General features: G+C 43.2%; 5 protein-coding genes. 3 read left to right on the forward strand and 2 right to left on the reverse strand.

Features of this window, described 5'->3' with window-relative positions:
• The first annotated feature begins 369 nt into the window (after positions 1-369).
• Both gltB and ACOYVE_RS02780 read left to right on the forward strand, forming a co-directional pair.
• On the forward strand, positions 370-4,935 hold the full coding sequence (gene gltB / locus ACOYVE_RS02775) for a glutamate synthase large subunit (RefSeq protein WP_422880709.1): 4,566 nt from the start codon (positions 370-372) through the stop codon (positions 4,933-4,935).
• Positions 4,928-6,352 (forward strand): glutamate synthase subunit beta, encoded by a 1,425-nt coding sequence (locus ACOYVE_RS02780; protein WP_422880710.1) that lies wholly within the window; start codon positions 4,928-4,930, stop codon positions 6,350-6,352. The genes gltB and ACOYVE_RS02780 overlap by 8 nt, the downstream gene beginning before the upstream one ends.
• Before the next feature lie 172 nt (positions 6,353-6,524).
• Here the strand turns inward: ACOYVE_RS02780 and ACOYVE_RS02785 are convergent, their stop codons facing one another.
• Together ACOYVE_RS02785 and ACOYVE_RS02790 are read right to left on the reverse strand one after the other, a co-directional pair.
• On the reverse strand, positions 6,525-7,094 hold the full coding sequence (locus ACOYVE_RS02785; protein ID WP_422880711.1) for a hypothetical protein: 570 nt from the start codon (positions 7,092-7,094) through the stop codon (positions 6,525-6,527).
• Positions 7,095-9,449 (reverse strand): peptidylprolyl isomerase, encoded by a 2,355-nt coding sequence (locus ACOYVE_RS02790; RefSeq protein WP_422880712.1) that lies wholly within the window; start codon positions 9,447-9,449, stop codon positions 7,095-7,097.
• Between the two features lie 113 nt (positions 9,450-9,562).
• Here ACOYVE_RS02790 and ACOYVE_RS02795 point away from each other — a divergent pair, with 113 nt between their 5' ends.
• Positions 9,563-14,110 carry a lamin tail domain-containing protein gene (locus ACOYVE_RS02795; RefSeq protein ID WP_422880713.1) on the forward strand — a complete coding sequence of 1,516 codons (4,548 nt, stop codon included), beginning with the start codon at positions 9,563-9,565 and terminating at the stop codon, positions 14,108-14,110.
• Positions 14,111-14,115: the final 5 nt, after the last annotated feature.

The raw sequence follows: 14,115 nt of genomic DNA on the forward strand, positions 1-14,115 counted from the left end.
AGGACTAAATAAGTTAGGGTAAAGGCAGGAAATTTTTAAAAAAGGATTGAAATTCCCATTTTCATTCATTACATTTGCAGAGAATTATAAGAGCCAGCCAAAAGCTGCCGTAATATTAAAGAACCTACCCGGTTCTGTGTACTTGAAAAAGTTTTTTATAGAGATTTAAAAATGAAACAAAGATATAATCTAAATCGTCACGGCAGATATATTCGGTACGCAGAAGAAATCATCCCGTTATGCATTATTGCTGCGATTAAAAGCATACGCACGCTACGGCGTTAATGCCGTAATCTACATTTTTAATAGAAATTTAACCTCTCTAGTAAATAATTACCAGTAAGTTTGAGAGATATAAAGGAGAAACAGATGGGGAACAATTATTTATATAGCGCTGACGGGCGTTTGAAAAAGAACGCATTATACGATCCGAAATTCGAAAGGGACAATTGCGGCGTCGGATTCATAGCAAAACTTGACGGAATACCGACGCATAAGGTGGTCGAAGATGCGATTAATATTTTGGTTAATCTGGAGCACCGCGGCGCTCTGGGCGGCGATAAATCGACCGGAGACGGCGCAGGTATTATGATTGATATCCCCGACCGTTTTTTCCAGGACGAAGCTCCTTCGGCGGGCATTAAATTGCCGGCATACGAAGATTACGCCGTCGGTATGGTGTTCCTTCCCGCCGATAACGTATTGGCGGATAAATGCAAAAAGATTTTCGAAAAGTATGTGCTCGAGGAAGGATGCGATATGCTCGGCTGGCGGGATGTTCCTGTCGATAGCAGCGCAATAGGTCAACTTGCAAAGTCGACCGAACCCCGGGTTGTTCAGATTTTCATACATCGCGGAAAAATAAACAAGGAAGCTTTCGAAAGAAAACTTTATGTAATAAGAAGGCAGGTGGAAAAAGAAGTCGACGCTTTACCCGAAGATACATCTCAATTTTACGTTACGAGTCTTTCTTCTAGCAGACTGGTTTATAAAGGACTTTTGACTGCAAATCAATTGCCCCGCTACTATCCCGATTTGTCAGACGAAAGATTTCAATCGAAATTTGGCGTAGTTCATCAGAGATACAGCACAAATACACAGCCTACGTGGAATCTGGCTCAGCCTTTCCGGTTTCTTGCCCACAACGGCGAAATCAATACGTTGAGCGGCAACATTAATCGAATGAAAGCCAGGGAATTTACGCTTAAGTCCGAATTGTTCGGCGACGACATTGAAAAAATAAAACCGATTATTGTCGAAAGCGGAAGCGATTCGGCAATCTTCGACAATGTGCTGGAACTACTCGTAATGGGCGGACGCTCTATACCTCATGCGATGATGATGATGGTGCCCGAAGCCTACGGTCCGAAAATCCAGATGAGCGAAGATAAAAGAGCGTTTTACGATTTCCACTCGGCTATTATGGAACCGTGGGACGGTCCCGCCGCGATTGTATTTACCGATTCGAGATTCCTTGGCGGAATACTCGACAGAAACGGATTGAGACCTGCGCGCTATTCAATCACAAAAGACGGTATGGTTGTGCTCGCCTCCGAAAGCGGAGTCGTCGAATTCCCGCCTGAAAAAATAATTAAAAGAAGCAGGCTCTCTCCGGGCAAAATGCTTTTGGCTGATTTTAAACAAAACAGAGTTGTGCCGGATAAAGAAATTAAAGCAAAAATATCGCGGCAGAAGCCTTACAGAAGATGGATTAAAGATAATATAATTACTCTGAGAGGACTCTTTACTCCTGCAAGCGCGCCCGAAGTTGAGAACGAAGAATCCCTTCTCCGAAAGCAACACGTATTCGGTTATACGGAAGAAGAATTGAAATTAATAATAACGCCGATGGCTTCGCGAAGCCAGGAACCTGTCGGCTCTATGGGCAACGATACGCCGCTTGCAATATTGTCGAACAGACCTAATCTTTTGTTTTACTATTTCAAACAGAGATTTGCGCAAGTTACGAATCCGGCTATCGATCCGCTGAGAGAAGAGTTGGTAATGTCGTTGGAGAGCTTTGTCGGAGGCGAAGGCAATCTCCTGGAGGAAAGTCCGGAAAATTTCAGAGGATTCAAATTTCCACATCCCGTTTTGACTCCCGAAGATCTGAAAAAGATAGAACATGCAAATCATCCCAATATAAAAGTAAGTTACATCGACATCCTCTTCGACAAAAAAGGAGGGGATAAAGCGCTCGAAAGAGAGCTGAACAATATATTTGAAACCGCTGCCGAGAAAATAAAAAACGGCAGTACGGTTATCGTATTGACAGATAAAAACGTGGACGAAAACAGAGCGCCAATTCCCTCGCTGCTGGCGGCTTCGGGTCTTCATCATTACTTGATACGTAACGGATTGAGAACCAAGACTAGTATAATAGTCGAATCGGGCGAAGTTAGGGAAGTGATGAATTTTGCGCTTTTGATTAGCTACGGCGTCGACGCTATTTGTCCGTATCTCGCGCTAAACACAGTGAGATATCTTGCGGAGAATAATTTCCTTGAACAAAAACTGAAGCCCGAAGAAGCAATTGATTCTTACATTATTGCCGTTAAGAAAGGTTTGCTTAAAACCATGAGCCGTCTGGGCATTTCGACGCTTCACAGTTATTTTGCCGCTCAGACATTCGAGGCGATCGGTTTGAGCAAAGATCTGGTTGAAAAATATTTTACCGGCACTATAAATCGCCTCGGCGGCATCGACCTCGACGATATTCAAAAAGAAGCCATAATAAGACACAGCGCGGGATTTCCCGAAAAAGGCAATCCGGAAAATCTGCTCTCCGCAGGAGGCGAGTATTCGATTCGTTTGAACGGCGAAAAACATTTCTGGAATCATGACTCGATATCGAAACTTCAACTTGCGACAAGAACCGACGACTACGAAGTGTTTAAAGAATTTACAAGGATTGTCAACGAAGGCGAGAACAGCCCTGTTGCGATCAGGAAAATGCTCCGGTTCAAAAAGAGAAATCCGATTCCGATTGATGAGGTCGAGCCTGTCGAAAGCATAGTCAAAAGATTTGTCGTTTCGGCAATGTCGTTCGGTTCGATCAGTAAAGAAGCGCATGAAACTATAGCAATTGCGGTTAACAGAATCGGGGCAAGAAGTAATTCCGGCGAAGGCGGCGAAGATATGGCGCGGAATAAAGTCGATGCAAACGGCGACACCGCCCGATCGAAAGTTAAACAGGTGGCTTCGGGACGTTTTGGCGTTACGCCGGAATACTTGTTGAGCGCCGAGGAATTACAGATTAAAATTGCTCAGGGCGCTAAACCCGGCGAGGGAGGGCAGTTGCCGGGCCATAAAGTTACTCCCGAAATCGCCAGAGTGCGTCATACGACCCCGGGCGTTACTCTGATTTCGCCTCCGCCCCATCACGACATTTATTCGATTGAAGATCTGGCTCAATTAATTTATGATTTGAAATGCATTAATCCCAACGCCAAAGTATCGGTTAAACTCGTTTCCGAGTCGGGCGTGGGCACGGTAGCGTCCGGCGTCGCAAAAGCGAAAGCGGATATTGTTCTGATTTCGGGATACGAAGGCGGCACGGGAGCTTCGCCTCTTACATCGATTAAACATACGGGAATTCCTTGGGAAATCGGTCTTGCAGAAACCCATCAGACTCTTATTCACAATAAGCTGCGGGACAAAATAAGAGTGCAGGTTGACGGTCAAATAAAAACAGGGCGCGACCTTGCTATTGCAACTTTGCTGGGCGCCGAAGAATACGGATTCGCGACTTCCGTATTGATAACAATCGGATGCGTTATGTTGAGAAAATGTCATCAGAATACCTGCTCCGTAGGTGTGGCTACCCAGGATCCGGCGCTCAGAGCGAGATTTTCCGGAAAGCCCGAATATATCGAACGTTTCTTTAGATTCCTTGCTCAGGATTTCAGAGAAGTAATGGCTGAACTCGGATTCAGGACTGTAGACGAAATGGTGGGACATACCGAACTGCTGGAATTCAGTCCTCCGCCGGATTTATGGAAAGCGCAAAAGTTCGATCTTAGACCGCTTCTCGATTCAATGGTCGACACTGCGGGAAAATGTTGTATGGTGAATATGCCCAACCGGGTGGAAGTTTATGACGAAGAATTTGTAGATAAATTAAAACCTGCGATTGAAGAAATGAAACCCGTTGAATTGGAGCTGCCGATCAGAAATATTCACAGAACTGTCGGCGCCAGATTGAGCGGTTATGTTGTCAAAAAACACGGCTCCAAAGGATTGCCCGAGGACACAATAAAAATTAATTTCAAAGGTTCGGCGGGTCAAAGCTTTGGGGCATTCTTGTCGCCCGGAATTACATTCAGACTCGAAGGCGACGTGAACGATTATATGGGAAAAGGAATGGCTGGCGGAAGAATAGTCGTAGTTCCTCCCGCAAACGCAGGATTCGCTCCGCACGATAATGTGATTTGCGGAAACGTCGCGCTCTACGGCGCTACGGGCGGAGAAGTCTTTATTAACGGAAAAGCAGGCGAAAGATTTGCTATAAGAAACAGCGGGGCTACAGCGGTAGTGGAAGGTATCGGAGACCACGGCTGCGAATATATGACGGGCGGTACGGTCGTTTGTATCGGATCTACGGGTAAAAACTTTGCGGCTGGAATGAGCGGCGGAATTGCTTTCATATATGACGAAACTCAACTCTTCGATACCAAATGTAATCTCGATATGGTCGATTTGGAAAGCGTATGGGACAAAAACGACAAACTTTTCCTTAGAACAATGATTGAAAAACATTATTATTTTACAAACAGTCCAAGGGCTAAAATGATACTGGAAAGATGGGAATCGAGCCTCCCGCTTTTTGTTAAAGTAATTCCGATCGAGTATAGAAAAGTGCTCGAAAGAATGAAATTGAGCGAACATGCGGATGTAGAAACGGTAGCCGCTACCGAGGAGGTGTACGATGGCTAAAGCAACGGGATTCCTGGAATATAACAGAGAAAATCCTCAAAAATTACCTCCCGAGGAAAGAATCAAGAATTTCAAAGAATTCGAAATTCTTTTGCCGGAGGATAAATTAATAAAGCAGGCAGCGCGTTGTATGGACTGCGGAATTCCGTATTGCCATTCTTACGGCTGTCCTGTAAATAATCGCATTCCGGATTGGAACGATATGGTATACAAAGGTCACTGGAAAAAGGCTTTGGATCTGCTCCATTCGACCATTAATTTCCCCGAGTTTACCGGACGCGTTTGTCCCGCTCCTTGCGAAAAGGCATGTACGTTGTCAATTAATATCGAGCCGGTAACAATAAAGCATATTGAACTTGAAATAGTAGAAAAAGGCTGGAAAGAAGGATGGATTAAACCTCAGATGCCGGTTTATAAAACAGGTAAAAAAGTCGCCGTCATCGGATCGGGTCCGGCGGGTCTTACAGCCGCTCAGCAATTGATTCGAGCCGGGCATAATGTGGTGGTCTTCGAAAAGAGCGACAGAATCGGCGGTCTGTTGAGATACGGTATTCCGGACTTTAAGCTTGAAAAGTGGGTCATCGACAGACGCATTGAACAGATGAAAGCCGAAGGCGTAGTTTTCGAAACCGAGGTAAATGTGGGTATCGACATTTCGGCAAATTATCTTAAAAGGACGTTCGACGCCATAATAATTGCGGCGGGATCTACCGTGCCCCGCGATTTGAATATTCCGGGAAGGGACTTAAACGGAATCCATTTTGCAATGGAGTATTTGACTCTGCAAAATAAAATTAACGCGGGCGATAATATACCGGAAGAAAAACGGATTACAGCCAAAGACAAAAACGTTGTGGTTATCGGAGGCGGCGACACGGGTTCCGACTGTGTGGGAACAGCTCGTCGTCAGGGCGCAAAATCGATTACACAGGTCGAAATTCTTCCTCAACCGCCTAAAGAAAGAACGCCGTATAATGCCTGGCCGACCTGGCCGAGAATTCTTTATACTTCAACGTCTCATGAAGAAGGCTGCGAACGGCTCTGGTCGCTTTCGGCAAAAGAATTTATCGGGAAAGAAGGCAAAGTTAATAAAATTAAATTCAGCAAATTAAAATGGACCGAGCCGGATAAATACGGCAGGTCTTCATTCGAGGAAATTCCTGGCGAAACCCTGGAACTCGACGCCGACCTCGTTTTGCTTGCAATGGGTTTTCTCCATGTGGAGCACGGGAAGCTGGTTAATGACCTGAATCTGAAAACCGACGAACGCGGTAATTTAATTGTGGATAAAAATTTAATGACGAGCGAAAATAAATTCTTCGCTGCCGGAGATTCCGTTTCGGGAGCTTCGCTCGTCGTCAGAGCGTTCAATCAGGGCAGAAGAGTGGCTCAAGCCGTTAATGATTATCTGAAATAAATTATGGGACTGCCTCGACTGAGGCAGTCTTTTTTTATTGCCTGTCGATTACTTCGATTTCGTATACCAGCGTGGAGTTGGGAGGAATAACAAATCTTTTGCCGTTAACGGTTCGCATGCTTGCGAGGTGCAAAAAGAATTTGGGTGAGCGAAGCGAACTGCAAAGACGCTGTTAGGTGCCGTTTTCATTTATTTTACTCTTTACCTCAAATGCTAATCTATATAAACGATAAATATGGTAGCATAAAGAATCGAACTCTTTAACATTTATATGGATATTCCATTTTCGATCATTAAATTGAATGATATTAAAGTCATCACTGATTTTGAACGAACCATGACAAAGTGAATTGCGTATATGTTGTGCTAATGTATCCTCACTCTTATTCCTGCAGCCAGCACGAAATACCTCTTTATACACTTTTAGACAAGAACTGTTGTCAACTCTATCAAGTCCTCGTTCTAGTATATCGCTCCTCATATAGACAAAAGTGATATATGCTCTGAAAACGATAATGGAACTCCAACGTATTCCTTCAATGTAAGGAGCCGGTATCTCTTTTAGGCCACCTCTTACAATATCGACATCCAAACCTGATAGAAGTTTTGTGACTCCAAAGCATGAGAAGGCGGTATTATATTTATCTATGCTTATAGATAGTTTATATTTTTGAAGTTCGTTTTTGAGTTTATTGTCGCTAACTTGATTTAACTTCTGTATTATATTGTTGATAGTAGTCATCTAAATCCTCCTATGACTTTGCTTGTGAAAATGGCGTCTAACAATGCTCCTGCCGTAATAACCGTATATTCCGTACGCCAATGACGAGGGTAATATTATAATTCTCTTTTCGCCTTTTTTCATCAACGGTATGTATTTGTTTAATCCCGGATTGATATTAGTTTTGCCGGGTGCGAAATAAAAATCTTCCGCATAGTCAGAAATTCCCGGTAATCCGAGAGAATCGGAATAAAATTTCTGTTCGTTTAAAAGATGAAAACCGGAATATCTTACTTTTATTTTGTCAACCGCGCCGATATCATCATCGGCTCCCTCGTTAATTATTAAATGTCTTGAACCGTCGTCGTAAGTTTCTATTCCGGGAAACAGTTTGTTTATTTTTTCTTCTTCGAGTTTCTTTTTTAATTTTTCTTCTTCCCGAACTCGTTTACGAGCCTGCTCAAGCAGAGTCAGAAATGAATCGGTCGTTGGTCTGAATTTATTTGCATCATCTCCTATTCTGATAATCTGAACGCGTTTGATAGTGTCTCCTTCCGTAATTTTATAGACAACGTCCATTCCTTCTTCAACTTCGCCGAACAAAGTATAATTTCCGTCAAGATACGACCTGTCTGCCAAAGTTATATAAAACTGGCTGCCGTTTGTGTGTGGACCGGCATTTGCCATGCCGACCATTCCGGCTTTGTTGTGATGCAATTCCGGACTTATTTCATTCGGGAATTCATATCCGGGACCTTCGGCTCCCGTAACGGGTTTGCCGGCTTGTATAACATGCCCCGGGACAACACGATGCCATATCGAGCCGTTGAAGTAAGGAACTCCTTCAGGCAATTCGGAATTTTTGATTGTTCCTTCTGCAAGTCCAACGAAATTAGAAACGGTAAGAGGAGCTCGCTTGTAGTCTAGGTTTATTAAAATTCTGCCTTTATTTGTGTTTAGTTCCGCATAGAGTCCGTCGGGAAGGAATGCGCCTTCGCGCGAAATTAAGGAATCCATATTGGCTGTTTGATAAGCGGCGAGGGCAATTATAAGCGACGAATGTTTTTGCGCCGACGGGATCACTTCGTTATAAGTGTCAAATATCGAATGCCATGTCCGTCTGTATACGTGCGGACCTCTAAGAATAAGCCAGGGAGCGGGAACGCCGTTCATTACGAAAGAATGGCTGTCGGTGCCTCCTCTGCCTGCGCGTCTGAATTTGGGTATAGTATCGAGTGAAAACGGATATTCAAACTTGAGTTCTTTTATCGGATTTAAAACGCCTTCAACTTGCTTTAATATCGATTCGGGCAGTCCAAAAGCGACTAGCGGATTTGTGCCGCCGTCATTGTTAAACATTATGGAAATCTTATCGAGCGTATATTTGTTCCTCTCGACCCACGATTTGGAGCCGACAAGACCTCTTTCCTCTGCGGCGTACAACTGTATCATGATTGAACGTTTCGGCTTTGCGCCCGCCGCGCTCAATAATCGTATCGCTTCCATCATTCGCGCTACGCCGGAGCCGTTGTCGATAGCTCCGGTAGCGCCGTCAAACGAATCGAGATGCGCTCCGAGTATTACGTATTCATCGGGTTTTTCCGAGCCTTTTAGAATCCCTATGACGTTATGATATTTAACGGGTCCCCGATAAAAATGATTCCTGACGTCGAATTGGAGTTTTACAATTTTATTCTCTTGCAGTAAATTAAATATCTCGTCATACTGCTCGTCTAATAATTTAATATCCGGTAAAACAGGAAGATTATCCCAGGAATCGACGCAACGCGATTCGAGAAGTCTCAACGGGAACGGCGATTTCTGAATCGTGCCCAGAGAGCCTGCATTTATCAAATTTTTTGTAATTATTGAAATCGAATCTCTGTCGCGCGCCCAACCGTTATTTTCTCCTTCTATCAAAACCCACTTGCCTGCCGCCATATCTTTCAAACTCGAACTGTGAATGATTACCGAGTCGGGCAGGTAAATTGCACATCCTTCCTGAATCCCTTTTGTGGGGGCGGTATATGAAGGAGTTCCGAATGTAAGGTTCTTTTCGTAAGGCTCAATCATCTTTCCGAACCAGGGACCTCTGTCGAATCCCACAGGCATTTCTCCCACTTCGTCCAGATAAGCGTCGAGTCCCCATTCTTTGAATTTGTCCAGAGCCCACAAAGCTGCGTTTGTATATGCATTTGAGCCTGTAAGTCTGCCCCCGAACACATTGCAAAGATAATGTTGATGCTCCATTACCCGGTTGTCTTCTGTGCCCAGTTTGTAGATTTTGTTAAATACCGAATCGGTCTGGGAAAAAGAATCGAATGACGTTAGAAAGATTAAATAAAATAAAACGGCTGACCGGAGTATTCTTTTCATATTTGTATTCCCGTATAATTTGACACGATGCAATATAATTATTTCCGGTTTTGTTATGAAAATTAATTGAGGAATGTTTATTTTCAGGAAGGGCATAAGTAAATAGCAGGGCAATGAAACAGTGGAAAAAGCTAATCGTCTTTCTTTTTCCCGTTGTTACGAATATTACGGCTCAAAATCTGATTATAAGCGAAATAATGTTCCGTCCTTCCGAGAGCAACGGAGAATTCATAGAACTCTTCAATAAGTCTTACACGGAAACGTACGATTTAACGGAATTCGGCATTAAATATCACACATCTTCGGCGGATTATTTGCTGCCCCTTAAAAACGGAAATTTGCTTTCTCCGAGGAGCTATGCGGTCATACTCGAAGGAGATTATGATTTCGCTGCAGGCGAGTATATGAAATTGATTCCCGATACCGTCATTATAATGACAATCGACGATAATGCGTTTGGCAGTTCCGGTATGTCGAATTCTTCGGACAGGGAAGTGTCGATTGTGGATAAGAACGGTAACATAATCGACAGCCATATGTATATCGCGGATAATTCTGCGGGGTACTCCGATGAATTGATAAGCGTCGACGAAAATCTCGGCTGGGAAAATTCTTTAATAATCGGCGGTACGCCGGGCAGAAAAAATTCTGTGTCTCCGGTGGAATATGATCTCTGTTTATGCAGCTTGTCTCTATCGCATACCGATCAAATGATTGGGAAGAATATAGTTTTTACGATTGTCGTCCGCAACGGCGGTTTGAAAGAATCGAATGAATTTATTCTGAAAGTCTTGGCATCCAAAGGCGATTCGGTTACGAACGAAATATTTTACGAAACTTATTCAAATCTTAATCCCGGCGATTCGCTGTATATTAATTTCAATTACGCATTTACACAATCGGGAGTTTACAATGTTACCGCGCTCATTGTTAGCGACTACGACGAAACGAGTTCAAACAATACCGCGGATATCGAAATTAGGATTTTCGAACCGGAGGCAAATTATAACGATATCGTCGTCAACGAGATTATGTACGCTCCGGCAGACGAGGAGCCCGAATGGTTGGAACTTTACAATAATTCATCGGATACGCTGAATATTAAAGGCTGGTTCGTCGCCGACAGTAAATCTTCGGTTTTGTTGACGTATGAAGATTGCTATCTTTATCCGGAATCCTATGTCGTCATTACGAGAGACTCATCCTTGAAAGAGTTTTACAAACACGAATTCAATATGCTGTTAACAAATCTCCCGTATTTAAATAACGGCGGCGACGAAGTTATCTTAAAAGATAATTATAAAAACGTCATAGACAGCGTTTATTATAACGGCGAATACGGGGGAGTTAACGGAAAATCGCTCGAGCGAATAAATGCAGGGATGCCTTCAAATCAATCGACCAATTGGGGCGCATCAAAAAGCAAGTCGAACGGTACGCCGGGAGCAGTTAATTCGTTGTCGCCGAAAGAGTACGACGTTAAACTCGATACGGTAATCGTGAAAAATCCTTTTCAATTAATTAATAATCTTTCCGAAATAACGGTAACGGCGAAGAACGTCGGCAATTCGGCGATTGACAAGTACGCTATTGAGCTTTATAACGGGAATAACGAAAAACTAGACGAATGCTTCCTGCAATTTTTACAAGCAAATGAAAACGGAACCTGCTCTTTCGAAATCGTCGAAAATGAAGCCGGGAGGCATGAATACTATTGCGTCGTATTTAGCGAAACAGACCAGTTCCACGATAACGACACGCTCTTCTTTTCAATCGACTACGTCGATAAATTACTTAACGGAAACGACCTTGTAATTAACGAAATTATGTACGCGCCGAATCCGCCGGAGCCTGAATGGATTGAGATATTTGACAATACGTCGGAAGAAATAAATTTGAAAAAAATCGAATTGGTTGTAGGCGATAAACGGTTTGAGTTGTCCGCCGCGGATTATTTGATAAATCCCGGAGATTACCTGCTTGTAAGCAACGACTCTTCGATTGCCGGGATTTATACGGACGTAAAAATAATATTTACTGATTTTAGTTATTTAAGAAACAGCGGCGAGAAACTAAAGCTCGTTGATTCGCTCGGCAGAACGATCGATTCCGTCTTCTATAATTCCGCCTGGGGCGGCAGGAGCGGTAAATCGCTTGAAAGGATTGACGCTTTTCGCAGCGGCTCGGATTCGTTGAATTGGAGAGAATCGAAAGACGCCAACGGTTCTACTCCGGGCAAAAAGAATTCAAACGCAATTAAAAATTATGACGTCAAAATCGACAACGTGAATATTATGCCCAAACATCCCGTTGTCGGAGAAAAGATGGGGCTGACTATATACTTGAACAATGCCGGTCGCGAACCGCTCGAAGGTAATCTTATGGTTTATATGATAACAAACGGCAAGAAAGAAAAAATAATATCCGAATATCTGAAGGTTTATGAAACGAGTATCCTGAACTACGATTCCCTGTTCCGGATTTCAAAACCCGTTGATTTGGAAATCTTATTCTATTCCGTTTACGATGAAGATGCGACGAACAATTGTTACTACGTCGATATTATCCCGGGATATTTACCCGGCTCGCTTCTGATCAATGAAATAATGTTTTATCCCTCGGATGAAATGCCCGAATGGATTGAATTATATAATAATTCGGAAAGCATAATTTATCTGAATGAATTTACCGTTAACGACAGGTATACGAACGTTTCCGTAATTAAAATAGATAGTTCTTTTGTTAAACCGCGCGAGTATTTGATCATTGCCGCAGATTCTTCTTTTTTCGAATATTATGATGTGGAGGCGAATGTTGCCGTTACGGGCTTGCCTGTTTTGAATAACGACAGCGACGCCGTTGTAATAAAAGACGCGCGAGGCGTTACAATCGATTCCGTTTTTTATCATCCTTCCGGCGTCAAAAAAGCAGGCGTTTCCTATGAAAAACGCAGCGCCGAGCTGGAGAGCAACGATTCGCTCAATTGGAAATTTTCGCGGGATTCGTCGGGCGCCACTCCGGGAAGAAAAAACAGCGTCTGTTTGAACAGACGCGACCTTGCAGTTGGCCGCATCTGTTTCGATAAGGATTATGCGAAATCCGACGACCCGGTAAGAATCTGCTGCGATGTGATTAATAAAGGAACCGAGAACGCAAACAACTTTATCGTCGAAATATTCGCTGCGAAAAACGGAGCGTACGAATTACTGGAAAGATTTATATATGATCTCTTGTCCCCGTTCGATACGGTTACGATATGTACGGAAGAAAAATATCCTGCGCAAGACAACTCCGATCTGATGGCGAAAATTATTTACCTGTACGACGAAGACATAACCGACAACGAACGGAAATCTAAATTAACATTCGGGTATAAAAAAGGCGCATTGGTAATTAACGAAATTATGTATAATCCAAGCGGGAACGAGCCGGAATGGATCGAAATTTTCAACGCTACGGAAAATGAAATTAATTTGAAAAACTGGGTCCTGTCGGATATAATTCCCGAGCCCGGAAGGCAAATTAAGGTTAATGAAGATATTTATATAACCCCTTTCCAATACCTTGTTCTTTGTCCGGAAGGATATAATAAATATCCCGAAGGAGCTGTTCCCCTTTCCGAATTCCTTTTGCTGAATAATGCCGAAGACGGCGTTGTTATTTACGATCCGTACGGGAATGATATAGACAGTGTCTATTATAAGTCGGGCTGGGGCGGTAAAAGGGGAATTTCGCTCGAAAAAATTTCACCTTATGTCGACGGCAGCGATTCTGCAAACTGGTCGTTATCTTTATCGCCGGCAGGTTCTACTCCGTCGGCTGAAAATTCTATTGTTAATTTACCGGCTATAGAAAATCGTCAGATTGTAATCAACGAAATACTGTACGATCCGGCTGAAAGTAATTCCGAATTCATAGAACTGTTTAATAATTCTGATGAAAATCTACAGGTCGGCGGTTTGTCAATCGAAGGGCATAATGATTTCCGTTTCGTAAATGAACTTACCGTAATCTCACCTGGTGAATATTTTTTGTTGGCGAATGACTCTGCTTTGATTGACTACTACGGAACGGAGGCAAAACTTTTCGTAGATAAATCTTTTTCGCTGCCTAATGAAGGAGCCGTTATTAAACTTGTAGATTTTTACGGCAATTTGATCGATTCGCTCCGCTACAATCCCGAATGGCACAGCCCTTTAATCAACAATACAAAAAACAAATCGCTCGAGCGCATTAATCCTTTTATATCGTCGACCGACGAAAACAATTGGAGCACTTCCGTAAATTCAAGAGGAGTTACGCCGGGCAGGGAAAATTCGATTTATACGAAAGGAACCGACGCCGAGGAGGAAGTTACAATTTACCCGAATCCTTTTTCGCCGGATGGCGACGGGTATGAAGATTTTACTACGATTACGATTAAACTGAACAATAAAATCGGACTCGTTAGAATCCGTATTTTCGACAGCAAAGGCAGACCTGTAAAAACGCTGGAGAAAAGCCGTCCCGCAGGTCCCGAAACCGTAATTGTTTATGACGGGCTCGACGATAATTACAAACATCTCAGAACGGGAATTTATATTCTTTTAATCGAAGTAATCGACGAATACGGCGCGACTACGGTCTTCAAAAAGCCTCTCGTATCGGCGAGAAAATTGTAACAGGG

Source organism: Melioribacter sp. (assembly GCF_049325435.1).
Lineage (GTDB): Bacteria > Bacteroidota > Ignavibacteria > Ignavibacteriales > Melioribacteraceae > Melioribacter > Melioribacter roseus.